Genomic DNA, 25,580 nt, shown 5'->3' with positions numbered 1-25,580 from the left:
CCGTTCGATGGACGGAGGTGTCAGGCGGTCAGCTGACGGAACATCTCGGCCGAGTCGTGCAGGTTTGTCATGTGGATGAACCTGCCGTCACGGACCTTGTAGATGGCGTACTCGACGATTTTGAATGACGCCCCGGACGGCTTGACCCCGAGCCATTCCTTGCCCGGGGTACCGGTGTTGGTCAAGCGGACAGCGATACCGTCGCGGTCGAACAGCATCTCCTCGACTTCCCAATGGATGTCCGGAACCGCGTCGACAATCCCCTTCAGGACTTCGACGACGGCATCCCGGGTGCCTGGCTCGCCGCCGAGCAGGACCTCCTCGGAGATGAACTCGTCCATGCGGTCCAACTCGTGGGCGTTGAGTGCCGCTATGTATCTCATGTACCAGTCGCGAGCGCCATTATCGGTCATCGATCCTGCTCCTTCGCGTTCCGTTTCATGACTGTGCTTCCATGGCTTGCCCGTCAGAGGCGCGCAAGGCGCACTCGTCGTCCTTCGGCGGCCGACCGGCCGATCGCATCCAGGAGCCGGTGACGTTTGACGGCGTGGGTGAAATCCGGGGCGGTCGTGGTGCCGTCGACCAGATCGTTCCGGATCGCCGCGTACGCGTGCGCCAGAGTGTGAATCGGTGTTCCGGCCAGACGGGGGTAGTCGTCGTACCCATCGGGCAAGGTCAGCTCCGCGAGCTGAGCGCGACCTCGTGCGCCGCGTACCGTGACGGGACCGAGGTGCGGATACCCGTTGGCGGAGGTGACCTCGAGGGTTCCCTCGGTGCCGTCGACGAGCAGGGAGAATCCAGGTCCCGAGACCGTTCCGCCACGGTGGTGGACGGAAAGAATCGCTCCACCGGGCAGCGTGCCGGAGACGGCGATCTGGTCCTCGGCGGTCATCGGAACCGTCTGACCGGTGCGTCCGAGAGGAACGAGAGGGCGCCGGGTCGCTGTCGAAGCGGTCACGTCTTGCAGTTCGCCGACGACCATCGACACCAGGTCGATGGCGTGCCCGAAAGCGATGGTGAGCATCGTGGCCCCGAGTGTGCCGTCGAGGGTGTATCGCATCCGCTCGGAGATCGGGGTTCCCCATTCGATCGATGACGCCAGCACCGTCGCGGACAACACCTCGCCTAGGTATCCGTCGGCGACGAGGTCGGCCAGCCAACGGAAGGTGGGTGAGGAACGCCCTTGAAGGCCGACAAAACCGCGCGTCCCGCGAGCGGCGCCTTCCATCTCCTCGGCCTCGGCCAGATCGACTGCGAATGGCCACTCGCTCAGTACCGGCACTCCCGCACGCAGCGCGGGCAACACCAGTTCACGGTGCCGGGGCACCTTGACGGCGACGACCACAAGGTCGACGTTCTCGTCCTCGGCGAGCTGCTTGGCCGATGCGTATCCGGGCACGCCGAACGAGTCGCCGGCAGCGGTGGCCGATGCGAGGGAACTTGTCGCCAGAGCCGTCAGCTCCATGCCGTCGATTACCGACAGCGCGGGCAGATGCGCCCCGGCCGCCCACCCTCCCGCCGTGCTCAGCCCTACGATCCCGACGCCAACCGGGCGTCTCGCGCCTGGTCGCTCGATCACGATTGCGGGTTCTCCATCACTTCTTCCCCTTTCGCGCTACGCCGGCCACGCGAGCAGCGCCGTGTCGGCGATCTCGTCGAGTTCGTCGGCCCCGAGCCCGTTCGCGGCCTGGACGGCGATGCCGAAGCAGGTCGTCATGATGAAGCGGGCGAGGCGCCCCGGGTCGGCGTCACGCGATAGATCACCCTCCTCGATGGCACGCTGGAAGCGTTCCTCGAGTACGACGCCCGCGTCGTTGCGCCAGTCGACGAGCGCATCGTGCGCCGGCCGGCTCTGCTCGGTCAGCGCCAGCGCACCCTGAACGGACAGGCACCCGGCGGGGCAGCCTGGTGACGTCGTGGTCCGGACGGCTCCACGTAGGAACGCCTCGGCCACCGCGCGCGCGGTCGGCTCTCGCAAGGCGCGTGTCGAGTAGGAGGCCGGCCCCTCGGCGTAGCGCTCCACGACCTTGCGGAAGAGCTGCTCCTTGTTGCCGAACGCGGCATACATGCTCGACTTGGTGATCCCCATGGCGCCGGTCAGATCGGTGAGGCTCGTGCCGTCGTATCCCCGCGCCCAGAAAACCCGCATCGCGCGCTCCAGCGCCTCGTCGAGGTCGAACTCTCGGGGGCGGCCGAACTTGGTGCTCGGGCTGATGGCGGCATCCTCCTCGGTTCGGGGCCGGCCGGCGTGGCCAGCTGTTTCTCTGCTCCCACGGACTTTACTACCGATCGGTCCTTATGTGCTAGCGTTCTGGACCGACCGGAACTTAAAGCGGTCGGGCTCGCCTCTGGAAGGGACCACCACGATGAAAACCACGTCATTCGGCGGGTTGAAGATCTCCCGCATCGGGTTGGGTGCCATGGGAATGTCGGCCTTCTACACCGGAGCCGGCCAGCTCGACGATCAGTCGATCCGCACGATTCAGCGCGCCCTGGACCTGGGCGTCACGCACGTCGACACCGCTGAGGCGTACGGCCCCTACACCAACGAGGAGCTGGTGGGCCGCGCCGTCAAGGGCCGCCGGGACGAGGTCGTGCTGGCCACCAAGTTCGGTCTGGTCTCGCACACCGGCCGCCCGGGTTCGGACAGCACCCCGGCCAACATCCGGCTCGCGGTGGAGGGATCGCTTCGACGCCTCGGAACCGATTACATCGACCTCTACTACCAGCACCGCGTGGACCAAGACACCCCGATCGAGGAAACCGTCGGAGCGCTGGCGGAGCTGGTGGCCGAGGGCAAGATCCGTTACATCGGCCTGTCGGAAGCGGGGGCCGCGACGATCCGACGGGCGTACGCCGTACATCCGATCGCCGCGGTGCAGTCGGAGTACTCGTTGTGGGCCCGTGATCCCGAGGCGGAGGTTCTGCCGGTCCTGCGCGAACTGAGGGTGGGCCTGGTGCCGTACTCCCCGCTCGGCCGCGGATTCCTCACCGGCGACATCCGCACGCTGGATGGCCTCGACGCCGACGACTGGCGCCGCACCAACCCACGCTTCGCCGGTGGCAACCTGGAACGCAACATGCGCATCGTCGACGAGGTCCGCGCCGTCGCCGCCGAAGCCGGAGCCACACCCGCACAGGTCGCCCTGGCCTGGTTGCTCGCCCAAGGCGACGACATCGCTCCCATCCCCGGCACCACGCGCATCGACCGGCTGGAAGAGAATGCCGCCGCTGACCGCGTCAAACTCACCGACGAGCACGTGGCTCGGCTGAACAACCTGGCGCCGGCCTCCGGCGACCGCTACGACGAAGCCAACATGGCCGCCATCGACCGCTGAGCCGATTGCGAACGCTGACGCTCCCTCGGGATAGACGGCGGGCGTCGACATCAACGGCACGTCGTTTCAGCCGGTGACGCTGACGGCGGGCGGCGCATAACCTGCTCCACCGCCGCCCGGCCCGGTCGTCACCACGACGACCAGGCCGTGCTGCGCGGCCGCGTCCCGCGCTAGAAGGTGAGCTTCGCGCCGGCCGCGGACAGGCCGTCCGACGAGCCCACCGACGCCTGATCCGGTGCCTTGGGCAAGCCCCGCGGCGCCGCCTCGACCTGACCGGTGGACAGTCGCGCGACCAGCGTACGGTCGTCGGCGTCAGTCACCACGGCGAAACTGAACCGTGTGGCGGCAGTCCAGCCGGCGGCCTGTACGTCCAGCCACTGCCGGGCTGCGGCCTCGTCGGCCAATGAGGTGGACAGCCACCGGCGCAGCATCGGATCCCGATGCGCAGCGACCAACTCCGGCAGGTCGTCAAACCGCCATGGCCGCAGCATCAAAGCGACGGATCCGGTTCCCGGCACGGACAAGATGATCGTCATGGCCGTCCATCTTGCGCTATCGAGCCATCTTGCGCTGTCGAGCTGACGTGCCTCGGACGGAGTAGCCCGCGGCGCGCTCAACTCGGCACGAGCGTGTCTGGCGGCCGGGTACGTCCGCGCGCGTATGCGGCCTTCTCGTCCTCATGACGGTTGAGGCGTGCCGGGCGTCAGGCCCGGCATCGCGTCAGGCGTAGTCGTTGCGGCGGCCAGGCCGTCACGCGGGCCGCGCGGCCCTGATCCGTCCGTGACCCGGACGGGCTACGGGCGGACGGCCCTGGCCGCCGGAGTCCAGGAGCGGTCGTTCGCGACGTCGGCCAGCTTGACCGACTCGGCGATCCTCGTCAGCTCGGCGTCCGGCAGGTCGGTGCGGGTCGGGGTCGAGTTCCTCGACGGCGTGCCGGCACCGCCGGCGGCGATCTCGATCACCACCTTGCCGTCGGCACTCGTGACGCTGCACGCGTGCCACTTGAAGCACTGGGTCTTCCCGGCCTCGACCGGCGAGTTGGCCTTCTCCCCGGGCAGGACCGTGATCGTGAAGGTGCCGCTGGGCCGTGCCTGCTCGCCCTGCTCCCAGGGCCTGGTCAGGCCGGTGGTCGGCCGCGCCTCGCGGCCGTACTCGGCGGCGCCGTAGACGCCGTCGCGGGCCAGGTTGATGCCGCCCAGCCCGATCGACGCGTGCGAGCTGACCTGCACCGCCTGGTAACCATCGGGCGTGTAACCGACGGTGAACGGCAGCGTGGCCGGCCGCGCCGGGCTCTGCTTCAGGCCCGGTACCAGCGTGCCCAGGTCGGCGAAAGAAGGTGCGTCGGCGTCGTTGGACTGCGACGTCACCGTCGCCCAGGCGTTGTCGGCGTACTCCCACGCGAGCAGCTTGTCTCCGCCCGGGACGGCCGGCGGCTCGGAGTAGACCTGGGTCGTCGCCTGCACCGCCCGACGGCCGGCCACGGTCAGCTCGGTGCCCTTCTCGATGCCCTTGGGGTCGAACGCACCGGGTCGGTAGACGGTCAGGAAGGCGTTCAGCCTGGGCCGGGACCTGTTGTGTGCCAGGGTGGAGGAGCTGACCTCACCGGAAACCGACTGATCGTTGGTGAACCGGCCGTCCATGTAGATCGACGACATCTGGTACGCGGTGGACACCACGATCGGGTCCTTCACGTGGAACTTGCCCACGTCGTACCCCTTGAACGTGAAGTCGAAGGCGGCCGGCGCGGGAGCGGCCGCCGCCGGCACCGCACCCCCCGGGTCCGGCCGGATCGCGTTCCTGCCGGTCAGCGAAGGCAAGGCGAAGGCGCCGGCCACCGCCACCACGACCAGCCCGGCGGCACCGGCCGAGGCCATCCCGGCCCGGCGGCGCCGCTCGGCCCGCCGGCCCGCCGTGACGATGTCGTCCGCGGTGTGCGTCAGCGGCGGCTCGCCGGCGGTCACGGTGTCCACGAATTCACGCAACTGCACTGGTCCACTCCTCGATCGTCGTTCCCGTCAGATTGATGCCCTCGGCCGCCAGCAACGCGCGCAGCTTGGCCAGCCCGCGCGACGTCTGGCTCTTGGCCGTGCCCACGGTGCAGCCCAGAATCCCGGCCGTGTCCTCCAGGCTGAGTCCCAGGTAGTGCCGCAGGACCACGGCGGCCCGCTGGCCCGCGGGCACCGCCGCCAGCGCCGCCCGCAGGCGCATCCGCTCGGCGGTCACCCCGCTGGCGTCGGTCATGGCGACGTCGGGCATGGCGTCGCCGGCCGACCGTTCCCGCCGCCACGGACGGCGTTTCTCGTCGATCGCGGCCCGTAGGACCATGGTCTTGGCGTACAGATCCGGTCGTTCCAGCTTGCGCCAGCGTGGGTAGAGCTTGACCAGCGTGTTGGCCACGGCGTCCTCCGCCGCGTGCCAGTCCCCGCAGGTCACATAGGCGAGTTTCCGCAAGGACGCCATCTGGGACGTCACGAACTCGCGGAACGCCTGCTCGTCGTCGGCTTTCAATCGGCTGCCTCCTCATGACGGAGGTGGAACGGTGCCGTCCCGCCATAAGGTTGCACCACCGGGAAAGAAAAGATGCTGGGTTACGTTCGAGGCCCGCCAGCAGCGCGGATCTCGATGGCGGCGGGTGAACCCCGGCCCGCAGGCACTGCTCCCCGGAGGGGCCCCTGGTCGAGGCCCTGGAGAACGAACACGAACTCATCGCCGCCGGTCGTGTCGTGGCCATCGGCCCACCCCTCGACTCGGCGACCGGCCTGCATCCGGGCCTGACCACCGTCCCGCTGCGCGGCGTCGAGCCGAGCCAGGTGGTGCTGGCCACCCGCGCCGGCGGCGTCCGAGCTGGCACCGCCGGCTGGTCGCCGCTCGATCAGCGGCGTGCGTAGACGTACGGCTTGAGGGCGGGTTCCGCGGTCACGGCCGGCGAGGCAGCCCAGTTGGCGTTCAGGGTGGCGTTGAGCTCGGCGAGGTTCTGCTCGTAGCCGGCCGGGTCGACGCCGGGCATGAAGGTTTCGTCGCACACGGCCGCAGAGATGCGGGCGGGCCGCGCCGGGCCGGTGTGCGTGAGGGCGTCCATGGTCAGGGCGTACGCGAGCGCATCGGAGGTGCCGACGGCGATGTGTTCGCTGGTGTTGTGGGGGCAGATGCTCTGCAGGGACACGTTGGTGATCGCGCCGTCGCCGCTGTGCAGGCTGCTCGATCCGGTGTTGTCGGCGTTGGGTGTGACGTACTGATCGAGCGTGGTGTAGACGTTGGTGTAGGAGATGCCTCGGAAGGTTTCCTGCCTCGAGTTCAGCGCGGCGATGAAGTCCGCGTCGGGGGTCATCTGCCGGAAGGCGGGCGGGCAGGCGCCGCCGGCGCAGTTCGCAGCACTGACGAGACTGCCGTGGTTCGGCGTACCCAGGGACACGTAGTCGGAGACCATGCGGCGGGTGTCGGGCCAGAATCGCAGGGCGAAACGCGGTTCGAGGCCGCCCTGGCTGTGCCCGATGACCGCGACCTTGCGGCCGCTGATCCGGTTGACGTGCCGGATCGCGCTGACGACGTACTCGGCGGAGACCTGGATGTCGCCGAGTCCATGGCCGGGCAGCGCCACCGAACAGTACGGCCGGCCGATCCGGTCGAGGGCGGGCAACCAGTTCCACGAGAACTGCTGCGGGTCCAGCGCCGTAGCGGCGACGAACAGAGCCACCTCGCCGCGGGCGTGCGTGACATCGGGCGTGCAGCGCAGGGCCGCGGCGAGGTCGGCGGCGGGCACGGACAACCGCGGGCCGGGCTGATTCAACGGGGCGAATTCCCGCAGCGGCGCGGAGTGGGGCGGGCGAAGATCCGCGGACGCCGTGCCGGCGCCGGCGGTCACCGCCCCTACGAGAGACAGGCAGGCGAGAATGCTGAGGGCCGCCTTACGCATCAGGGCGCGCATGTCGTTTCCTTCTCTGCTCATGCCAGGTCCGAGGTGGACGGGCATCCGCCACGCTAAAACCTGACACTGACGTCAGAGGCAAGTCCAACCAGGTCCGAATTTGTGATCAGGAGACTTTGCAGGTCGGTGCGTTGCGCGGTGAAGAACGGCGAGCGCCTCTGCTCAAAGCTCTCGTCGAGACGGGCCGGCCGGACCGCTCAGCTGCGATCGGATGAGGCTCTCGACGATGTCGTCGAGGGCTTCCGGGATGTCGCGGTTGATGCTGAGGTAGCGGCGTACGGCGGCATAGGGCAGATCGACGACGATCAGTAGGATCTCCGCGGTCCGCAGCCCGGTCGCGGTTTTGAGGCCGGTTATCAGGCGGCGGAGATGCTGGTCCCAGCGGGCCTGGTCGGCTGCGGCTGATCGACAACGGAACCCTGGACCCGTCGCCCGTGCTGTCCGGCCCGTTCAGCTACGACGACGCGGTCGAGATCCTGCTGGACCCGCCGCCGGCCAAGCCGGTCTTCACCCGCGGCGAGCGAGGAGCAGGCCTCGCCGCCGGTGACCGCGGCGGCGCGCGGTAACGACAGATCTCTTGTCGATGTGGTCACTCCGAGCCCGATAAATTCACACGCGCGAGGATGTGCGCGGCCGACCAAAGGTTGCTTTAGTCGACGACTATTGCTGCGCAGTCTGCCCAGAAGCCGGCAATGAGGCGTTGCTCGTTCGCATCGACGGCGATCGTGGCGATACGGCTGTCTGAAGAAGCGCGACCCAGGTTGACAGCACGACGCTTGAGGCGAGAAGTGCGTGGATCAGCGTGTGTTGCGCGTCAGGGACGTCGGAAGGGCTCCTTTGCGGCGCGCGTCGACCGCATCGCTATGACGTCGTGGCCGGTGTCCCAGAGCAGGGTCAGCAGGGCGCGCTCCGACGCCGGGTCCAGGCCGCCTACGTTCAGCGTCGTGACCAGGCCGTCCGGGAAGGCGGTCGCCTCGCCGAAACGGTTCCTGATCAGGTCGAGGAGCGAATCGGCGAGCCGGCCGCGCACACTGAGCTCGTAGGTCGACACGTGACCACAGTCCCCGCCGGGAGAGGGCGGCGCACCACCCGACCGCGAGGATTACCCGGGGTAGTTCAGATGAGTCCCAGCCGGCGGGCGGCGCGGACCGCGTCCTGGCGGCCGCCGACGCCGAGCTTGCGGTAGAGGCTCTTGTTGTAGGCCTTGACGGTGTTGATCGAGAGGAAGAGAGCCGCGCCGATCTCGCGCTGAGTCGCCGCGCTGGGCAGCATCCGCAGGATCGACAGCTCGCGGTCGGTCAGCTCCTCGAAGAGCCCGGCTGTGCGGGCTGCGGCTCGCCCTACCCGGTTCTCCGCCTCGGAGAGCCAGGTGAGCAGGAACGGCGGGACCGGCTCGTTGTCGGCGACTTCGCGGGCTCGCACCAGCGCCGTCCGGGAAGCAGAACGGTCGCCTGAGCCGAGCTCGACGTCGGCGAGGAAGAGCGGACCGGTGATCGTATGTAAAGGGCGGGAGGCGAGACTCAGGCCGTACGCCAGCTGGGCACCGGCCTGAACCAGGTCACCCCGTTGGTAGCTGCGACGGCCCTCGACAAGGCGGATCAAAGTCACGACATGGGACGCCACGGGCGGACCCCAGTCGCGTTCGGCCGTGTCGGCGAGTCGGCCCGCTTCGAGAAGCAGGTGGTCGAGCTCCTCATAGCATTCCAACGGCAGCAGGAACAGGCTCAACAACCCGGCCACCTGAAGTTCCCGCTCGATCGGGAACCCAGCCTGGTCCCGCAGCTGCCAGCAGTCGGCCAGGATCCGGGCGCCCTCATCAAACCGGCCGTCGAGCCCCGTAGGCGCGGCCCAGCGCCGCCAGCGCGTCGGGATGCCGATCACTGCCCGCGGCCGTCTCGAGTTCAAAAGCCTCTTCGCACAGGGCCACCGCACGGGCGGACTCGGACTCGGGTGTACCCAGCACTCCGCGCAGCGCCAGCTCGCCGGCCCGGGCGCTGCGCCAGCGCCGGATCACGGTGTTGTCGTCGCGCTGCTTCACGAAGACATCCAGCCAGTGGACAACCCGATCGCGGTGTCCACTGCTGTCGGCGGCATACGCCAGGTACAAGGCCAGCGGCGGCCGGACCACGGCTGAGGGCAGCCGCTCGCCGAGTGCCAGCAGCGTGCCCAGCCCGCCCCGTTCGATGAACCACGGCTGTTCAGCAGTGAGCAACTGTTCGGCGGCCTCGTCGTCGCCGGCGCTCAGCAGGTGACGCACCGCGTCGTCGATCCGGCCGTGCTCCTGGAACCATCGCGCTGCCCGGCGCAGAACCTCCCGGGTTCCGGCGTCCGAGGAAGACCAGCCCAGCGCCTCTCGCAGCAACCGATGGCAGCGATACCACTCCCGGTCCAGCGCGACGACGAACAGATCCGCCCGTTCGAGCTCGGCCAGGATGTCCGCCGAACCCCGCACGTCGAGCGCGGCGTCGCAGAGCGAGCCGGAGAGCAGCTCCAGCGCGGCGGCCCGTTTCAGCAGCCTGGGCCATCGGCCCGTCGCTCGCGATCGAGAACCTGGTGCTGGCGTGCCGGGCGCGGGGGTTGGAGCCCGTCGTGACCCTGCTGCCGGACGGCGCGCGGATCGACGTTACGACCGGGCCGCCGGTGGGCAGCCCGCTCTACGACGCGATCGGTGAGCGGCACACGAACCGCGGCCCCTTCGAGGACAAGCCCGTGGCGACGTCGACGCTGGTTGACCTGGCTGGGTTGTCCGGCGTCCAGGTGCGCTGGATTCTTGATCCGGAGCCTCGCGCCGCCATGAGCCGGCTCCTGATCGATGCCGCGGCGGCGCTGTGCGCCGACGAGCAGCAGTCGCGGGACAACTTCGCTTGGTTTCGCGGCGGGAACGACGACGTGCAGCGGCACCGGGACGGGCTGAGCCTGGGCGGTCAGGGGTTCGGCCCGCTGATGCTCGCAGTCGCCAAGCTGCTGCCGGCGTCGTCGCGGGAGGCGGGTGATCAGTTCTGGTTGAAGCAGACCATCACAGTGCACACGGCAACCGCAGCGGCGTACGGGGTGATCACCACCAATACGCCGGACGACCGGGCTACTCAGCTCACGGCCGGTCGCCTGCTCGAACGCATCCACCTCACCGCGGCCTCGCAGGGCATCGCTCTGCACCATATGAACCAGGTCACCGAGCGGATCGACCGGGAGCGCAGCACGGGTGCGGTGGCCACGTTCGGGCCACGGTTCGCTTCGCTGCTGCCTCCCGGTGAGCAGCCGTTGCTGACTTTCCGAGTCGGTTATCCCGTACGGGACGGGGCTCCCAGCCCTCGCCGAGATGTTGCGCAGGTTGTCCGATGAGCCGCGCGCTCGGCCTCGCCGGGAGTCTGCTCGGCGTAGCCGCCGGACTGATCCAGGTGACGTTCGGTGACCAGATTCCGGAGTGGGCCGGCAACAAGCAGGCTCCGGTCGCTCCGGGCCTGCTCACCATCGTGCTGTCGTTGCTCGCCGGGCTGGCCGCGGCCTGGCAGCGCCGCACATCCTTGACCGTCGGCGCGCGAGCCGCCTGCGCCTTCGCGTTGATCGGGCCGGGCCTGCGGGGTGTGCCTGCTGGCCGCGGTCTGGTCGCAGCGGTGGAGGTTCAAGTCCGAGGGTCGCGATCCCGACCGGTGACTGCCGGCAGAATGCCGCAACAGCGCTTCGGGGTATTGCCCGCGCCGCTGGGGGGTGATGCGGGCCTGCCATTGGCGGACCGGTTCATCGTGCACGGCGACATCTTCCAGCGACACCCGTCCGTTTTGGTCGCCAGGGACGCCGGCCCGTAGGGCAGGTGTCCGTTCCCATTTCCCGGCGGGATCATTCAGGTTTGCGGCCCGTCCATAATGTGGCAGAACGGCGAAGGGTGAAATGTGGGATCTCGTTGACGCGATCCAGTAGACGGGCGTGCATCTCGTCCCGCTTGTCATCAGGAAGCCCGTCGATGAATCGGCCGGATCCGTGCGATCGGCTCCAGCGCCAGTAGGTCTCGCCGTCCGGAACGGGAAGCGCTACCTCGAGGGTCGTCGCGGACACATCGATGACTTCCGACTGCGCGAAGAGCGCGCTTTCTTCGACGTCATTGCCATGCCGCCCATGGCCGTCGGGGTGGAACCGGCGGTACTCCGCGTATAGCTCGACGAGCGGATCGTGCCAGGGGTCAGGCGTTCCGTCGGCGCGTCCCGGCACTGTGAGGGCCAGGAGCCCGCCCGGCTTCACCACGCGGACAGCCTCGGCGAGGGCGGAACAGGGATCCGGGATAATGTGGATAGCAAACCCGCAGACGACCAGATCGAACGTGTCCGCCGCAAAGTCGAGGCGCGTCGCATCCATTACATAGGAATCCGCGCGAGATTGATCTTTTCTGAGGAATTCGATCATGCGGGGTGCGCCGTCGACCGCGGTGACCTCGCATCCACGCGCGAGGAGCCTCTCGGTAAAGGCGCCACGACCGGCGGCCAGATCCAGTGCCTTGGCACCCGGGGCATGAACGACGAAGGGCATCGCCGCCTCGGCGAAAGCGCCGAAGAACGGTAGAACCTGGTCGTAGACCTCAGCGACGCCGTCGAAATGCCGCACTACGGAGCTGTCTTCCACCCGCGAAGTCTCCTTACGAGGTCAGCGCCAACCACGTCGACGTGCCGGTCAAAGCACTGCGACGCAGTCTCGCGATACCGGCCTACCAAGGCAAATGATTTCCAGGTGTCGTGGACAGCTCTCGCCGCGGCGGGTCCCGGCGGGCAGGATGGCGGGTGTTGATCACTGGAGGGAGCGACCATGCCGCTGTGGGATCTCAGCCGCGACGAGCTTGCCGGGTATGCGCCGGAGATCGCCGAGCCGGACGACTTCGACGAGTTCTGGGCGGGGACGCTGAGCGAGGCGCGTGAGCACGACCTGGGGCTGCGGCTGGAGCCGGTCGACACGGGGCTGGTGCTGGTGGACGTCTTCGACGTGACGTTCAGCGGGTTCGGCGGGCATCCGGTCAAGGGGTGGCTGACCCGGCCGCGGGGCGTGGACGGGCCGCTGCCGGCCGTGCTCAGCTGTAACGGCTACGGCGGCGGGCGCGGCCTGGCGACCGGGCATCTGGGCTGGGCGAACGCGGGCTACGCCGAGCTCTTCCTGGACACCCGCGGTCAGGGGAGCCGGTGGGGTGACGGCGGGGACACGCCGGATCCGGTCGGGTCGGGGCCGGCGGTGCCGGGGTTCATGACGCGGGGCATCACCGACCCGCGCGAGCACTACTACCGGCGGTTGTTCACCGACGCGGCGCGGGGTGTGGAGGCGCTGCGGGCGGTCCCGGGGGTGGATCCGGCCAGAACCGCGGTGGCCGGCGGCAGCCAGGGCGGCGCGATGGCGCTCGCGGTCGGCGGGCTGGTGCCGGACGTCGCCGCGGTGCTGCCTGATGTGCCGTTCCTGTGTCACATCCGGCGGGGCGTGGAGATCACGGCGCGTGATCCGTACGCCGAGGTGTCGAACTATCTGGCCGTCAACCGCGGGCACACCGAGCAGGCGTTCCGCACCCTGTCGTACATCGACGCGGCGAATCACGCCAAGCGTGCGGTCGCGCCGGCCCGGTTCTCGGTCGCGCTGATGGACCAGACCTGCCCGCCGTCGACGGTGTACGCCGCGTTCAACGCCTACGGCGGCGCCGAGAAGGAGATCGACGTCTGGCCGTTCAACGACCACGAGGGCGGCGGCGGGCACCAGTGGTCGCGTCAGCTTCCGTGGCTGTCCGAGGTGCTCGCCGCCGGAAGAAGGCGCTGACGTTCGGCCTCGACGTCGAACTCGGCGGGCGGATAGCCGGGGTCGATCGAGGCCATCGCGTCGCGCAGCAGCGTCGCGACGGCCCAGTTGCGGTACCACTTGCGGTCGGCCGGCACCACGAACCAGGGGTTCTCCGGCGTGCTGCACCGGGTCAGCGCCGCCTGGTACGCCTCCTGGTAGTCCGCCCACTTCGCGCGTTCGTCGACGTCGCCCGGGTTGTACTTCCAGTGCTTGGCAGGGTCGTCGAGCCGGTCGAGCAGCCGTTGCCGCTGCTCGTCCGGCGAGATGTGCAGCATCACCTTGACCAGCGTCAGCCCGGCCTCGGCCTGCACCGCCTCGAACTGGTTGATCTGGTCGTAGCGTTGCGACCAGATGTCCTCGGGGACCAGGTTGTGCACCCGCACGACCAGCACGTCCTCGTAGTGGGACCGGTTGAACACGCCCACGTGGCCGGCCGGCGGCAGCGCCCGGTCGATGCGCCAGAGGAAGTCGTGCTGCTTCTCCTCGTCGGTGGGCGGCCCGAAGCTGACCGCCTTGATGCCGGTCGGGTTCATCCCGGCGAACACGCCGCGCACCGTGCCGTCCTTGCCACCGCAGTCCATGGCCTGCAGCAGCAGCAACACCCGCTCGGCGGTCCGCCCACGCTTGGCGGCGGCGAAGAGCTTCTCCTGGTACGCCGCCAGCTCGGTCCCGATCGTCGTGACCTCGGCACGGGCCCACGCCTTGGGGTCCTTCCGCACCGCCTTGGTGTCGGGCAGTCCGGGCGTACCCCGCGGATCGGTCTTGTCGAGCCGGAACGACCCGGGGTCCACGGCGAGCAGCTCACGAAGGCGTGTCATCCCGCGGACGTTACCCCTGGGGCGGGACGGTAACCGTGGAACTCGCTCTCGAGCACGCCCTCGCCGTGGGTCAGTCCGGGGATCGCCTGCTCGAGCTCACGGAGCCGGGCCGCCGGGATCAGCCCGCCGACGGCGTACTCGTCGCCGTGGGCCTCGGTCGAGTCGGGGGCCGCGCCGAAGCGGCCGAGCGCGCCCAGCATCGCGCCCAGAGCCGGCGCCGGACCGTCCAGCCGGAACCGGTGGACCGGCTCGCACACCACCGTGCCCGCATCCCGCAGCGCCGCGTTCAGCACGAGTGGCACCAGCTTGCGGAACTCGGCCGCGGTCGTGGTCGGCGAGACGAAACCGGTGCGGGTCGCGACCACCCGGATGTCGGTGACCTGCCGGCCGTGCGGGCCGCGGGTGAGCGTGTCGCGGACCGCCGCCTCGAGCGCCTCGCGGAAGAACTCGACCGTCTTGTAGACGTGGATCGGCACCTGCTCGACCGGCACCGACAACGCGAACGTGACGCCGTCACCGGGCGCCACGCTCAGGTCGAGCGTGGCGATGTACGGGTTGCCGTCCTGACCCAGCGTCATCCCCGCCCGGCCGGCGCCGGCCGGGCGTTCGACGTGGATGGTGCTGGTCTCCCGGAAGGTCACCGCGATGCCGTACTGCTCGGCCAGCGTCGCCTCGACGACCTCCTTCTGCACCTCGCCGTAGAGCGAGATGGTGTCGTCGGCGCGCAGACCGATCAGCGGGTCCTGGTCGGCCAGCTCGGCGAGCGCGGCGTGCATCGCCGGCCGGTCACGGTCGTCCCGCGGCACCACGACCGTCTGCAGGGTGGGCGGCGGGAAGAGCCGGCTGCCGGCGCCGGCCGGCGGGATTCCGATCGGGTCGCCGATGCGCACCTCGCGCAGCCCGTACACCTTGCCGATCGCTCCCGCGGTCACCGCCGGGCCGTCGATCCGGGTGACCACGCCGGCCGGCAGGCGGTCGCGGGCCCGCAGCGTGCCGTCGACCATGCGGACGTACGCGATCCGGGCGCCGGTCCGGTCCCGCTCGACCTTGAACACGGTCCCGCTGACCGGCCCGTCCGGGTCACCCGCGGCCACCGGTAGCAGCTCCACCAGGCCCGCCATCAGCGCGTCCACGCCCGCGCCCGTGACGGCGGAGCCGAAGAACACCGGGTGCAGGTCCGTCGTCCGGGTGCGCTCGGCGAGGATCTTCGCGTACGGCAGGCCGTCCACGAAAGCGGCCAGCAGCTCGTCGTCGTCGCAGTGGTCGAGCACCCGGGCGGGGTCCGTGACCGGCTCGGCCCGTGCGTCCGGGGTGCCCAGGTCGCGGGTGGTGCTGACCGGCACGAACCAGGGGCCGAGCTTGGCGGCGAGCTCCCGCAGCAGCCCGTCCTCACGGGCGCCGGCGCGGTCGATCTTGTTGACGAACAGCACGGTGGGCACGTGCAGCCGGCGCAGCGTACGCATCAGAACTCGGGTCTGGGCCTGAACGCCCTCGACCGCGGAGACCACCAGCACCGCGCCGTCGAGCACCCGCAACGCCCGCTCCACCTCGGCGATGAAGTCGGGGTGTCCAGGAGTGTCGATGAGGTTGACCGTGACGTCGCCGATCGGGAACGTGGCGACCGCGGTCTTGATGGTGATCCCGCGCCGCCGCTCCAGCTCGAGCGAGTCGGTCTGCGTGCTGCCGGCGTCCACGCTGCCGAGGGCGTCGATCACCCCTCCGGCGAGCAGGAGGCGCTCGGTCAGGCTGGTCTTACCGGCGTCGACGTGCGCGACGATGCCGAGGTTCAGAAAGCTTGCCAAAGGTCAGGTCCTTCGAGACGAGGATGGTTTCCAGGGCCGGGGAACCACCGCGCATCGCACGCCTCCTTCGACGACAGACCTGACCCCGCACGCTAGCCCGTCGTTGTCCGGAGCGCCTCTGATTTACGAGCGTGATCGACGATGTAACGAAAGCTGTCTATGTTCTGTGTATGACTCGTGCGGGGGCGTTCATCGCAGCACTCATGTCCGTGGCGGTCGTCGGCGTGGCGGCCCAACCGGTTCAGGCGCGGCCGTCGTCCGGTCCGCCGCCGATCAGGACCTACGACGGCGATCCGGGCCGGCTCGGCGACCCGGCCAGCTGGCGGACGCCGGAGTTCCGGTCGGACGCGGGCCTGGTGGCGATCGGGGCCGAGTTCGCGTACGCGGCCGGGTACGCCGGTGGCGGGATGAACATCGGCCTCGTCGACTCCGGGTACTTCGAGGGCCACGAACTGGAGCACGGCGACCGGTACTTCCCGGTGGTGGCGCGCGGCGGCGGGACCGGCCCGACGTCCGGCCTGTACGACCCGGCGTTCAACGACAGCCACGGCACGCACGTCAGCGGCACGGTCGCCGCGAGCCGGGACGGCGTCACCGAGATGCACGGCGTCGCGTTCAACGCCAAGGTCTACCTGGGCAACACCCACAAGACCGACGGGGTCTACTACGGCCAGCTCCCGCCGAACGCCACCGAGGCGCAGAAGCCCGACAACGCCTACCTCGCCAACGTGTACCGGGCGGTCGGCCGCAAACCGGTCCGCATCGTCAGCAGCAGCTGGGGCAGCGCGCCGTCGACGGAGAACTACAACACGTACGACGGACTGGTCTCGGCCTGGCGCAACCTCTACCTGAGGGACGGCGTCCCCGACTCGAACGGCACCACCGAGCACTGGCTCAACGGCGCCCTCGACGTCGCCCGCACCGGCAAGATCATCGGCTTCAGCGCCGGGAACGGCGGCGTCGCCAACCCCACGCCCCGGGGCGCCGCGCCGTACTTCGTGCCGTCGCTCGAGGGCCGCTGGTTCACCACGTCCGGACTCAACACCACGATCGGCGGCAGCTATCACCCCGACGGGTCGGTGCTGGTCCCCGGCCAGCAGCGGTACAACCAGTGCGGCGTCGCCAAGTGGTCCTGCGTGACCGCCCCCGGCACGCTGATCAACAGCACGATCGTGCAGCTGGTCGACGGCGTACCCACGCCCCGCTACAGCCAGTACTCCGGGACGTCGATGTCCGCACCGCACTCGGCGGCCACCCTCACCCTGATCATGCAGCGCTTCCCGTACCTGACCAACGAGCAGGCGCTCTACACCATGTACACGACCGGCCGGCAGAACAGCACGATCAGCGACGCGGCCGGCGCCCACACCCCCAACCCGTCGGCCGGCCGGATCGTCCAGGTGCCCGACTCGCGCAACGGCTGGCACACCCCGTCGCTGCGGGAGGCCTTCAACGGCCCCGGCCAGCTGCTGGGCTCGTTCGACGTCGACACACGCGGCACCACGGACGTGTGGTCCAACGACATCTCCGACGTCGCCATCCGCGCCCGCCGGCAGGAGGACACCACCGAGGCGGCCGCCTGGGAGGCGACCAAGGTCGCGAAGGGCTGGACGCGGGGCCTGCCGCCGGGCGCGTCGCAGGCCGACCGGTCGGAGTACGCGATCGGCACCAGCCGCGAGCGGGCCCGCCGCCACCGCGACCACGTCGGCAGCCTCATCAAGCGAGGCGGCGGCACCCTGTTCCTGACCGGCGCCAACACCTGGCAGGGCGACACCACGGTCCTGGGCGGCAGACTCGCGGTGGTCGGTTCCCAGACAAGCCCGATCCGGGTACGCGGCGGAGTCCTCGCCGGCACCGGCACCGTGGCCGGCGACATCGACGTGGCGGGTGGTTCCCTCGAGCCCGGCCTGACCGCCCGCTTCGCAGGCAACACCCTCACGGTGGGCGGCGACGTCCACATCGCCCGGGCCGGCACCGTCAAGGTCTCCGTCCGCGGCGCCACCGACCACACCAGCATCAAGGCCGACGGCGACCTGAAGCTCGGCGGGAAGCTCGACCTGAAGGTGCACGGCAAGCTCTCGCGGGGCACCAAGCTGACGATCCTGAGCGGCGCGTCAGTCCACGGCACCTTCCGGGGCCTGCCGGAGGGTGGCCTGCTGCTCGAGAGCGGCCAGGTGTTCCGAGCGTCCTACCGCAACAACAGCGTGACGCTCACCGTGCTGCTGTAAGGAAGCCTGCTGTCCACACCGGGAAGGAGCGCTTTCATGGTCGGCGTGAGCAGTGGGAAATCATTCTTCCCAGTCGGGAACAGTGGTGTCGGGAATCAAGCCCGCGACCGTCGCACACCGCACACTCGCAACGTTGTCCGGCTCGGTGCCCGCCCCGAACACCACGACGTCGGCCACCTCTCCGATCCCGGCGCCCAGCAGGTCGAGCGCCCGCGCCGGCCAGTCCGGGCCACCCAGCCGACGCGACACCTCAGGATGGTGGAACCACGGCTGCACGACGGCCAGGAGGTCGCCGATGAAGGGCCGCAGAACGACCGCGGGCCGCGCCACCATGAACTCAGTGTCGCGGCGGGAAGGCGGTGCGGAAGTCGTCGATCAGCGGGTTGGCGTCGGCCGCCCGGGTGGCCAGGATGATCTGAACCGGGTCGATGCCCTCGATGGGCACCGTGGTCAGGCCGGGGCGCAGCTGGGGGCGGCGGTCGCCCGCGGCCAGGATCAGCACCGTGCGGCCCTCGGCGACCAGGTCGAGCTTGTCCTCGAACGATTCGTAGTCGACCGGCGCGTTGCGGGCCGGAACGCCGTCCGGGCGGGGTTCCAGGCGGGCGAAGTCGCTCCACTCCGGCACCGCGCTCGGGCACTGCGGGAAGACCTCGTCGCCGAGGTCGTCGACGGTCACCGACTCCTTGCCGGCCAGGCGGTGGTCGGCCGGGACGACCAGGACCCGCGGCTCGGACCACAGCTCGGTGAGGCGCAGGCGCTCGGCCGGGAACGGCAGCGGGGCGCGGGCGACCAGGGCGTCCACCCGGCGGTCGGTGAGGGCGCGGGCGTCGTTCCACTCCAGGTGGCGGGTGCGGATGCGGGCCGTGGGGTGGCGGTGCCGCAGCCGGCGTACGGCGTGGGTGATCACCAGGTCCTCGACGTAGCCGATGGTGAGCTCGTGCGGGGCGGCGGCGTCGCGGGCGGCGAGCTCGGCGTGATGAGCGGCCTCGAGCAGCGCCTGAGCCCGCGGCAGGAAAGCGCGACCGGCGTCGGTGAGCCGGCTGCCCTGGGGCGTGCGGTCGAAGAGGCGGACGCCCAGGTGGTCCTCGAGGCGCTGGATCTGGCGGCTCAGGGACGGCTGTGCGACGTGCAGCGCGGCGGCGGCACGGCCGAAGTTGGCGTGCTCCGCGACGACCGTGAAGTAGCCGACGAGCCGTAGGTCGAGGTCCGAGCCGGAGACGCGCACGGTTCGAGCCTACCCACTTGCACCGGGTGCATGACGGGTTGCGGAGCAGGTCTTGGACGCGGCCGCCGGGCCGGGATTTGAATTGCGGCATGGGAAATCACGACGGAAAGCGCGCCCTCGTCACCGGCGGCGGCAGCGGCATCGGCCTGTCGATCGCCCGCCTGCTGGCGGCCGAGGGCGCCCGGGTGATGGTCACCGGCCGCAACGAGGCGGCGCTCGAGACGGCGAGCAAGGAGGGCCTGGTCGCGGTACGCAGCGACGCCACCTCGAAGGCCGACGTCGACGCCCTGGCCGGGCAGATCGAGGAGACGTTCGGCCGGTTGGACGCGGTGTTCCTGAACGCGGGCATCACCGACTCACTGTCGTTCGAGGCGACCACCGAGGAGGTGTACGACGCCATCTTTGCGGCCAACGCCAAGGGGCCCTACTTCACCCTGCAGCGGCTGCTCCCGCTGCTCGCCGAGGGCAGCGGCGTGGTCCTGACCACCTCGGTGGCGAACGAGCTGGGACTGCCGGATCTCGGCGTCTACTCGGCGAGCAAGGCGGCCCTGCGGTCGATGGCGCGGACCTGGGCCCGCGAGCTGCTGCCGCGCGGCGTACGCGTCAACGCGGTGAGCCCGGGCCCGATCGACACCGGCATCCTGCACAAGAGCCTGCCTGCCGCGGTGGCCGACGAACTGCTGGCGGGCTTCGCCGCCCAGAGCCCGATGCTGCGGGTCGGCAATCCGGAGGAGGTCGCGCGGGCGGCCGTCTTCCTCGCTTTCGAGGCGACCTACACCACCGGCGCCGAGCTGGCCGTGGACGGGGGCGGCACCCAGTTGTGAGAAGGCCGGTCAGACGACCGTGACCAGGTGGGCCTCGGTCAGGTCGGGGGACTCCCACTTGCCGATCAGGCGGTCGACGACCGCTCCCGGCACCGGCGCCGGCCGGTCCGCGTTCTGGCGCCGGACGACATCGCGCGGGACCTCCAGGGCCACGATCTCCACCCGGGCGTGGTACGCCGCGCCCAGCCCGATGCACAGGTCCCGGTGCTGCCGCGAGATGTTGGTCGCGTTCCAGATGAAGTCGCGGCGGGCGCGCAGGTGCCCGCGAGCCTCCTCGTGCGCGGCCGCGGCGACGGCCCGCTGACCGTCGGTCGGCCTCACGCCCAGGCGGGCCCGGATCGCGTCCAGGCTGATGATCGGCCGGTCGCCCGCGTGGGCCGCCGCCCAGGTGTCCTTGCCCGCGCCGGGAAGCCCGGACAGGACGGTCATGGTGAGGCGGGTGTCGTCGTAGGCGGCGTAGCGGGGGTCACGGCCGGGGGTGCGGAAGTACTGGAACCGGGCGTGGTCGGACGCGAACGGCCAGGGCCGGTCGAGCACGCCGAGGTCGGCGCAGTACTCGCGGAACAGGCCGATGTTCTCCAGCACCTCGTCCCGGTCGCCGCAGATCCGGCCGGTGATGTCGGCGTCGGCCAGCATCGCCAGGTCGCGGTTGCGGGCCAGCAGGCTCACCCGCAGCACGATCTGCTCCAGGTCCGGCCGTTCCAGCGCCCAGAACGGGACCTGGTGGTGCCGGACCAGCGCGGCCACGTGCTCGCGCCAGGTGCGGGGCGCGTCCAGGTCCCAGAGGATCCGGCGTACGGCCAGGTCGCCGCGGCGGGAGTGGCCGTGCGCGGTGATCCGGCCGTCGGGGTCGGTGCGCGTGCAGTCCGGCTTGGCCACGTCGTGCAGCAGCACCGCCGCGAACAGCCGGACCCGGTCGGCCGGCGGCAGCTCCCGCCAGCCGGCCTGCCCGGCCAGCGCCTCGGCCGCCATCCGGGTGTGCGTGGCCACGTCGCCCTCCCCGTGGTGCACCGCGTCCTGCGGTACGTCACGCAGGCGCCGGATCCAGTCGAAGGTGTCCTCGATCCGCGACCACGGCACCGTCCAGGGCGGCCCGGCCGGGCACAGCTCCGCGAAGATCGTCCAGTCAGATCGCATACATCACCGCCGGGTCGGCGAGCCGGTTGGGCACGATCGGCCGGTCCGCCCAGTGCGACCCGGAGTCCAGGACGGCCTGCAGGAATCCGGCCCGGACCCACTTGTAGCGGCCGGCCACAGTCCCGCCGGTCTCGTACTTGACGTACAGGCCCTCCATGTCGTCGCCGGAGTCGGTCTCCGCGAGTGCCCGGTCCGGGTCGGTGCCCGCCTTCGCCGCGGCCGCGCGCAGCGAATCCCGCCAGGCCGGTGTCCGTACCGTCGACGGCCCGACCAGGCCGGTCAGCTCGCCGAGCGAGGCGAAGGCGCCGGAGCGCAGCACCGGCACGCTGACCACCGGCGTGCCGGCCAGCATCGCCCGCCGCGACGGTGTGTCCAGGAACGCGCCCGTCTCGAGGTCCAGGATGTCGAACTCGCAGAAGTAGTGCGGCAGCGCGTCGTAGAAGACGGTGTGCTTGGCGTACAGCCACTCGCCGTAGAGCACGAACCGGTCGGCGAGCACCGGCCGCAGCAGGGGCGCGATCAGATTGGCCCACGACTTGAGCGGCGCGAACTGACGCTCGCGCGGGCCGCCCGTCAGATAGTGACCGCGGGACTGCAGGCGCAGTTCGCCGTCGCCGGTGAAGCTGATCGCGGCGTTCGCGCCGTCCAGTTTCTCCTCGACGACCAGATGCCGGCCGGCGAGCTCGGCGAACGACGTCTGTGTCAGGTCCTCGTCGCCCGGCTGGAGGCGCGAGCCGGCCAGGTGCGGGGTCCGCGGATACTTGCTGATCACGTGCCGTTTGTACAGGTGCGCGGCGGCGCGGACCACCCAATATGCGTCTCGGACCGTAACTCCAGCCGGGAGGACGGCGCCGGCGGCCCCAGGTCGTGGTTCACAATCCGGCCGGGCGCGAGGCGTGGTCCCGAGCTTGCCCGGGTTTGAACCGCGACCTAGAAGAGGGAGAGCTGGCCGGGCGTGGGGTCGCGGCGGCTGGACATGCTGCGGCGGAAGACCCACGGCTGCAGCTCCGGGGCCGGGTCGTCGGCGGCCGCGCGCGGCGGCGGGACGTTGCCGCCGACCAGGGCCCACAGGGACGGCCCCAGGTTGATGCCACGGGCACGCAGGGCGCGGCGCATCGTCAGGTAGTCCAGCGGGAGGCGGGCCGAGTCCAGGTCGGGCAGGGGCAGGTCGGACCGCATGCGCATCAGGCGGCGGTTGCGGTCGAGGCGCTCGCGGACCTCCGGCGCGCACAGCTGCGTGGCGAGCGGCTCGCCGACCACGTCGCAGACCGTTCGCAGGTCACCGCGGTCCACGGCGGCCCACGCCGCGTCCACCGAGCCGAAGGCGTTCAGCAGCCGTGCCGCGGTGGCCGCCCCGAAGCCCCGGACCCCGTGCAGGTTGTCCGACGGGTCGCCGCGCAACGCCGCCAGGTCGCGGTACTGTCCCGCCTCCACGCCGCACAGCTCGACCAGGCCCGGAGCGTCGACCAGCACCGCCTCGTCGAAACCTCCGTTGCGTACGCGAAGAACCTCGGTGGTCTCGTCGATCAGCGCGAACGCATCGCGGTCACTGGTCATGAGCACCGACCGCCAGCCCGCGCGCCGGGCCGCGGCGGCGCCACTGGCCAGCACGTCGTCCGCCTCGTAGGCGGGCGGCACGACCGTGCTCACCCCCGCGTCCGTCAGCAGTTCGGGCGCCGCGGCGATCTGCTCGCTGAGGGTGGCCGCCTTCGCCGGGCGGTGCGCCTTGTAACCGTCCCAGTCCTGCTTGCGCGCCGACGACTCGGAGCAGTCGAAGCCGACGATGATCGCGTCCGGGCGGAGCTGCGCGGCCGCCCGCGCGACGTAGCCGACCAGCCCGCGCAACGCCCAGACCGGCCGCCCCTCGGCGTCCTCGATCGGATCGCTCGCGTAGGCGTGGTAGGCCCGGTGCAACAGGCTGTTCCCGTCCAGCACGAGCAGCAGGGGAGAGGGGAACGGCACCCGGCCAGCTTAGGCCCTGGGTCCGACATCTCCTCAGAGGCCGAGGGCGTGGAACTCGTAGACGAAGCGGCGCTGGTCCTCGACCGAGACGACCTGGGCGGCCGGCGCGGGGTCGAGCAGGTCGACGATCTCGTGGACCTGGCCCGGAGCGCGCCTGGTCAGCACGTAGCCCTGACGTCCGTCGGCGAACTGCCGCAGCTGACCGGACGGCCAGACGTTGACCCGGGCGCCCTGGCAGCAGAGCAGCAGGCCGTCCGCCTCCAGCCGCAGCCGCAGGCCGGAGAGGCAGGCCACCACGTCCTCGCCGGTGAAGGCGCCGTAGTCCCGCTCCAGCGACCGCGCGTGCAGCGCGGCGGCCCCGGGGTTGCCCGCGACGCGCAGAGAGATCGGCGCTATCCGGCCATCGGCGTCGACAGTGTGCAATTGCCTCAGATCTTCCATCGACGATCATCGTAGTGAGTCGACGCCGATCTAAACCACCGAACCTCCACAACGGACCAGCCGCCGGCGCCGGACGGGCAGGTACAGAGCGATCAGCGCGGCGAAGAGGTAGACGGGGGCCAGGACGGCGTTCGAGCCGCGCCGGGCTAGGGCTGATCCCTGCGGCGCATCGCGGCGACGATCTGTGCCGCCGTCGTCTCGGCCACCTCGGGCCGCATGCCGCGCTCGACCAGCAGCGCCGCCCAGAGCGCGGTGAGCTCCTGCCAGACGGTCTCCGGGGCCGGGCCGGCGGCGTCCGTGGCCTCCGCCCGGCCGAAGACCTTCACCACCTTCGCGTACGCCGCGGTGCTCAGCCGCGACATCGCCCCCTCGACCAGGCTCGTGGCGGCCGCGGCCGCCACGAACGACAGCGCGGAGACGAGCACGGGCGTGGCCGCCGCGAGGTCGACGCCGAACCCGACCGGGGCTCGCAGCCGCCGCGTGCTCGCTCCGGGTTTCGCCAGCGCGTCCGGCAACAGGTCCAGTTCGTCCGGGTAGGCCGCGGTGACCACCTCGGTGGCGATCGCGGCCAGCAGGGGGTCGGCGCGAGCCGGGTTCGCGCGACGTGTTCCGAACAAGCTGTCCTCCGGTGGCTGGGCTGGTGCGCCGAAACCTGCCACAGCGAAGGGAGTGATCGCAGGTTTGCGAAACCGACCATGCCCGACAATCCTCTGATATCCGCGCACGGCTTCAGCCGATCGGGTGGTCGGGTTAATCGGCAGCGCAACGTATTTGTCAGCGCCTAGCGTGTTCGCCATGCGGCAGATCAACGAGCGACTGATGAACTGGGCGAGCCTCCTCGAGGACCAGACCCGTGAGCAGGCGGAGAAGGCCTCCCGGCTGCCGTTCATCCACCCCCACATCGCCCTGATGCCGGACGCCCACCTGGGCAAGGGTGCGACGGTCGGCTCGGTGATCCCCACGCTGGGCGCGATCATCCCGGCGGCCGTGGGCGTGGACATCGGCTGCGGCATGGCGGCGGTCCGGACGCAGTTCCACCGCGACGACCTGAGGCCCGACCTGGCTACGCTGCGTAACGCCATCGAGCGGGAGGTGCCGCTGTCGGCGGGCAGTTACAACACCACGCTGACGGCGACGGCGCGGGAGCGGACCGACCGGCTGGCCGTCGAGGCGGACAAGGCCGGCTTCGACCCGGCGAGGTACGCGGGCAACTGGACGCTGCAGCTGGGCACGCTCGGCTCGGGCAACCACTTCATCGAGGTGTCCGCGGACGAGAAGGGCGCCGTCTGGCTGTTCCTGCACTCGGGTTCGCGCGGCGTCGGCAACAAGATCGCCCAGCATCACATCAAGGTCGCGCGGGAGGCGATGACCCGCTGGTGGATCAGCCTGCCCGACCCGGATCTCGCGTACCTGGTGGAGGGCACCGACGAGTTCTGGGCGTACATCCGGCAGCTGCGCTGGGCGCAGAACTTCGCGCTGGCCAACCGCGACGAGATGATGGACCGCGTCGTGGACTGCGTGGCGGACTTCATGGGCGAGCCGGTGCGCGAGCTCGAGCGGGTGCAGTGCCACCACAACTACACGGAGAAGGAGAAGCATTTCGGCAAGGAGGTCTGGCTGTCCCGCAAGGGCGCGATCAACGCGGCGAAGGGCGTGGCGGGTCTGATCCCCGGCTCGATGGGCGACGCGTCCTACGTGGTCGTCGGCAAGGGCAACCCGCTGTCGCTGAACTCGTCGCCGCACGGGGCGGGCCGGTCGTACTCGCGCTCGAAGGCCCGTAAGACCTTCACCCGCGAGCAGCTCCGCGAGGCCATGAAGGGCATCGAGTACCGCGACACGGACGCGTTCCTCGACGAGATCCCGCAGGCCTACAAGCCGATCGACGTGGTCATGCGGGACGCGGACGACCTGGTCGAGGTCCGCCACACCCTCCGCCAGATCGTCAACGTCAAGGGCGACTGACCGACGCCCGGGCGGCCGGCCGGCCGATGAGCCGGCCGGCCGCCGAGTGCTATGCCGCACGTCGGTGATGCTTTCCGTGGAGGGTGTGGTCACTTGCAGTAGGATTTTGACGTCCG

General features: G+C 70.5%; 30 protein-coding genes. 10 read left to right on the top strand and 20 right to left on the bottom strand.

The annotated features are described in order from the left end of the window. Positions 1 to 20: 20 nt before the first annotated feature. The 3 genes from QSK31_RS31310 to QSK31_RS31300 are packed head-to-tail and all read right to left on the bottom strand — an operon-like array spanning position 21 to position 2,149. Entirely contained in the window at positions 21 to 413 is a 393-nt protein-coding gene (locus QSK31_RS31310; protein ID WP_285688143.1) for an ester cyclase, read from the bottom strand. 53 nt (positions 414 to 466) lie between these two features. Continuing rightward, positions 467 to 1,579: a Gfo/Idh/MocA family protein gene (locus QSK31_RS31305; RefSeq protein WP_285688142.1), complete on the bottom strand. Its 1,113-nt coding sequence runs from the start codon at positions 1,577 to 1,579 to the stop codon at positions 467 to 469. 36 nt (positions 1,580 to 1,615) lie between these two features. Beyond that, on the bottom strand, positions 1,616 to 2,149 hold the full coding sequence (locus tag QSK31_RS31300; protein WP_285688141.1) for a TetR/AcrR family transcriptional regulator: 534 nt from the start codon (positions 2,147 to 2,149) through the stop codon (positions 1,616 to 1,618). A gap of 217 nt (positions 2,150 to 2,366) precedes the next feature. Here QSK31_RS31300 and QSK31_RS31295 point away from each other — a divergent pair, with 217 nt between their 5' ends. After that, the gene (locus tag QSK31_RS31295) at positions 2,367 to 3,338 is read left to right on the top strand and encodes an aldo/keto reductase (protein WP_285688273.1); all 972 of its coding nucleotides are present in this window, start codon (positions 2,367 to 2,369) and stop codon (positions 3,336 to 3,338) included. Positions 3,339 to 3,508: 170 nt separating this feature from the next. Here the strand turns inward: QSK31_RS31295 and QSK31_RS31290 are convergent, their stop codons facing one another. The 3 genes from QSK31_RS31290 to QSK31_RS31280 form a co-directional block, all read right to left on the bottom strand. Next, a complete protein-coding gene (locus tag QSK31_RS31290; RefSeq protein ID WP_285688140.1) occupies positions 3,509 to 3,874 on the bottom strand; it encodes a GNAT family N-acetyltransferase in 366 nt (121 codons plus the stop codon). Between the two features lie 258 nt (positions 3,875 to 4,132). Next, a complete protein-coding gene (locus QSK31_RS31285; protein ID WP_285688139.1) occupies positions 4,133 to 5,326 on the bottom strand; it encodes a hypothetical protein in 1,194 nt (397 codons plus the stop codon). Continuing rightward, the gene (locus QSK31_RS31280) at positions 5,313 to 5,846 is read right to left on the bottom strand and encodes a SigE family RNA polymerase sigma factor (protein WP_285688138.1); all 534 of its coding nucleotides are present in this window, start codon (positions 5,844 to 5,846) and stop codon (positions 5,313 to 5,315) included. The genes QSK31_RS31285 and QSK31_RS31280 overlap by 14 nt, the downstream gene beginning before the upstream one ends. Positions 5,847 to 6,061: 215 nt before the next feature. Between QSK31_RS31280 and QSK31_RS31275 the strand changes: the two genes are divergently transcribed. Further along, a complete protein-coding gene (locus QSK31_RS31275) occupies positions 6,062 to 6,226 on the top strand; it encodes a hypothetical protein (protein WP_285688137.1) in 165 nt (54 codons plus the stop codon). Here QSK31_RS31275 and QSK31_RS31270 read toward each other — a convergent pair. Next, on the bottom strand, positions 6,211 to 7,284 hold the full coding sequence (locus QSK31_RS31270) for an esterase/lipase family protein (protein WP_285688136.1): 1,074 nt from the start codon (positions 7,282 to 7,284) through the stop codon (positions 6,211 to 6,213). The genes QSK31_RS31275 and QSK31_RS31270 overlap by 16 nt on opposite strands. Before the next feature lie 117 nt (positions 7,285 to 7,401). Between QSK31_RS31270 and QSK31_RS31265 the strand changes: the two genes are divergently transcribed. Together QSK31_RS31265 and QSK31_RS31260 are read left to right on the top strand one after the other, a co-directional pair. Next, entirely contained in the window at positions 7,402 to 7,575 is a 174-nt protein-coding gene (locus tag QSK31_RS31265) for a hypothetical protein (protein ID WP_285688134.1), read from the top strand. Between the two features lie 122 nt (positions 7,576 to 7,697). Continuing rightward, positions 7,698 to 7,829 carry a hypothetical protein gene (locus QSK31_RS31260; protein ID WP_285688133.1) on the top strand — a complete coding sequence of 44 codons (132 nt, stop codon included), beginning with the start codon at positions 7,698 to 7,700 and terminating at the stop codon, positions 7,827 to 7,829. A 248-nt stretch (positions 7,830 to 8,077) separates the two neighbouring features. Here QSK31_RS31260 and QSK31_RS31255 read toward each other — a convergent pair whose 3' ends face one another. The 3 genes from QSK31_RS31255 to QSK31_RS31245 form a co-directional block, all read right to left on the bottom strand. Next, the gene (locus QSK31_RS31255) at positions 8,078 to 8,314 is read right to left on the bottom strand and encodes a hypothetical protein (protein ID WP_285688132.1); all 237 of its coding nucleotides are present in this window, start codon (positions 8,312 to 8,314) and stop codon (positions 8,078 to 8,080) included. A gap of 65 nt (positions 8,315 to 8,379) precedes the next feature. Beyond that, positions 8,380 to 9,144, bottom strand: coding sequence for a helix-turn-helix transcriptional regulator (locus tag QSK31_RS31250; protein ID WP_285688131.1), 765 nt, complete (start codon positions 9,142 to 9,144; stop codon positions 8,380 to 8,382). Continuing rightward, on the bottom strand, positions 9,080 to 9,775 hold the full coding sequence (locus tag QSK31_RS31245; RefSeq protein ID WP_502873036.1) for a winged helix-turn-helix domain-containing protein: 696 nt from the start codon (positions 9,773 to 9,775) through the stop codon (positions 9,080 to 9,082). Before QSK31_RS31245 ends, QSK31_RS31250 begins: the two co-directional genes overlap by 65 nt. Before the next feature lie 77 nt (positions 9,776 to 9,852). On the opposite strand from QSK31_RS31245, the gene QSK31_RS31240 reads away from it, so the two are divergent. Beyond that, positions 9,853 to 10,605 carry a hypothetical protein gene (locus QSK31_RS31240; protein WP_285688129.1) on the top strand — a complete coding sequence of 251 codons (753 nt, stop codon included), beginning with the start codon at positions 9,853 to 9,855 and terminating at the stop codon, positions 10,603 to 10,605. Further along, on the top strand, positions 10,602 to 11,069 hold the full coding sequence (locus tag QSK31_RS31235; protein WP_285688127.1) for a hypothetical protein: 468 nt from the start codon (positions 10,602 to 10,604) through the stop codon (positions 11,067 to 11,069). The genes QSK31_RS31240 and QSK31_RS31235 overlap by 4 nt, the downstream gene beginning before the upstream one ends. A gap of 31 nt (positions 11,070 to 11,100) precedes the next feature. On the opposite strand, the gene QSK31_RS31230 is transcribed toward QSK31_RS31235, so the two are convergent. Beyond that, on the bottom strand, positions 11,101 to 11,877 hold the full coding sequence (locus tag QSK31_RS31230; protein WP_285688126.1) for a class I SAM-dependent methyltransferase: 777 nt from the start codon (positions 11,875 to 11,877) through the stop codon (positions 11,101 to 11,103). 180 nt (positions 11,878 to 12,057) lie between these two features. Here QSK31_RS31230 and QSK31_RS31225 point away from each other — a divergent pair, with 180 nt between their 5' ends. After that, positions 12,058 to 13,044: an acetylxylan esterase gene (locus tag QSK31_RS31225; RefSeq protein WP_285688125.1), complete on the top strand. Its 987-nt coding sequence runs from the start codon at positions 12,058 to 12,060 to the stop codon at positions 13,042 to 13,044. Here QSK31_RS31225 and QSK31_RS31220 read toward each other — a convergent pair. Together QSK31_RS31220 and QSK31_RS31215 are read right to left on the bottom strand one after the other, a co-directional pair. Next, positions 12,996 to 13,883, bottom strand: a complete 888-nt coding sequence (locus QSK31_RS31220; protein ID WP_285688124.1) for a PPK2 family polyphosphate kinase — start codon at positions 13,881 to 13,883, stop codon at positions 12,996 to 12,998. The genes QSK31_RS31225 and QSK31_RS31220 overlap by 49 nt on opposite strands. After that, positions 13,880 to 15,685, bottom strand: a complete 1,806-nt coding sequence (locus QSK31_RS31215) for an elongation factor G (protein ID WP_285688123.1) — start codon at positions 15,683 to 15,685, stop codon at positions 13,880 to 13,882. The genes QSK31_RS31220 and QSK31_RS31215 overlap by 4 nt, the downstream gene beginning before the upstream one ends. 170 nt (positions 15,686 to 15,855) lie before the next feature. On the opposite strand from QSK31_RS31215, the gene QSK31_RS31210 reads away from it, so the two are divergent. Then, positions 15,856 to 17,913, top strand: a complete 2,058-nt coding sequence (locus tag QSK31_RS31210) for a S8 family serine peptidase (RefSeq protein ID WP_285688122.1) — start codon at positions 15,856 to 15,858, stop codon at positions 17,911 to 17,913. Positions 17,914 to 17,973: 60 nt separating this feature from the next. On the opposite strand, the gene QSK31_RS31205 is transcribed toward QSK31_RS31210, so the two are convergent. Both QSK31_RS31205 and QSK31_RS31200 read right to left on the bottom strand, forming a co-directional pair. Next, entirely contained in the window at positions 17,974 to 18,246 is a 273-nt protein-coding gene (locus QSK31_RS31205; RefSeq protein WP_285688121.1) for a hypothetical protein, read from the bottom strand. 4 nt (positions 18,247 to 18,250) lie between these two features. Then, positions 18,251 to 19,138 carry a LysR family transcriptional regulator gene (locus QSK31_RS31200; protein ID WP_285688120.1) on the bottom strand — a complete coding sequence of 296 codons (888 nt, stop codon included), beginning with the start codon at positions 19,136 to 19,138 and terminating at the stop codon, positions 18,251 to 18,253. Positions 19,139 to 19,227: 89 nt separating this feature from the next. Here QSK31_RS31200 and QSK31_RS31195 point away from each other — a divergent pair, with 89 nt between their 5' ends. Then, complete coding sequence (locus tag QSK31_RS31195) at positions 19,228 to 19,962, top strand: SDR family oxidoreductase (protein ID WP_285688119.1); 735 nt, start codon at positions 19,228 to 19,230, stop codon at positions 19,960 to 19,962. 9 nt (positions 19,963 to 19,971) lie between these two features. Here the strand turns inward: QSK31_RS31195 and QSK31_RS31190 are convergent, their stop codons facing one another. The 5 genes from QSK31_RS31190 to QSK31_RS31170 all read right to left on the bottom strand — a co-directional run bounded on the left by QSK31_RS31190 (position 19,972) and on the right by QSK31_RS31170 (position 24,119). Beyond that, a complete protein-coding gene (locus QSK31_RS31190) occupies positions 19,972 to 21,099 on the bottom strand; it encodes an AAA family ATPase (RefSeq protein ID WP_285688118.1) in 1,128 nt (375 codons plus the stop codon). Continuing rightward, positions 21,089 to 21,871 (bottom strand): RNA ligase family protein, encoded by a 783-nt coding sequence (locus tag QSK31_RS31185; protein WP_285688117.1) that lies wholly within the window; start codon positions 21,869 to 21,871, stop codon positions 21,089 to 21,091. The genes QSK31_RS31190 and QSK31_RS31185 overlap by 11 nt, the downstream gene beginning before the upstream one ends. Positions 21,872 to 22,029: 158 nt before the next feature. Further along, the gene (locus tag QSK31_RS31180; RefSeq protein WP_285688116.1) at positions 22,030 to 23,061 is read right to left on the bottom strand and encodes a 5'-3' exonuclease; all 1,032 of its coding nucleotides are present in this window, start codon (positions 23,059 to 23,061) and stop codon (positions 22,030 to 22,032) included. 33 nt (positions 23,062 to 23,094) lie between these two features. Beyond that, the gene (locus QSK31_RS31175; protein ID WP_285688115.1) at positions 23,095 to 23,502 is read right to left on the bottom strand and encodes a hypothetical protein; all 408 of its coding nucleotides are present in this window, start codon (positions 23,500 to 23,502) and stop codon (positions 23,095 to 23,097) included. A gap of 146 nt (positions 23,503 to 23,648) precedes the next feature. Continuing rightward, a complete protein-coding gene (locus QSK31_RS31170) occupies positions 23,649 to 24,119 on the bottom strand; it encodes a hypothetical protein (RefSeq protein WP_285688114.1) in 471 nt (156 codons plus the stop codon). Between the two features lie 178 nt (positions 24,120 to 24,297). On the opposite strand from QSK31_RS31170, the gene QSK31_RS31165 reads away from it, so the two are divergent. Beyond that, the gene (locus QSK31_RS31165) at positions 24,298 to 25,464 is read left to right on the top strand and encodes an RtcB family protein (RefSeq protein ID WP_285688113.1); all 1,167 of its coding nucleotides are present in this window, start codon (positions 24,298 to 24,300) and stop codon (positions 25,462 to 25,464) included. Positions 25,465 to 25,580: the final 116 nt, after the last annotated feature.

Source organism: Actinoplanes sp. NBRC 103695 (genome assembly GCF_030269485.1).
Taxonomy (GTDB): domain Bacteria; phylum Actinomycetota; class Actinomycetes; order Mycobacteriales; family Micromonosporaceae; genus Actinoplanes.
This window is presented reverse-complemented; position numbering and strand designations above follow the sequence as displayed.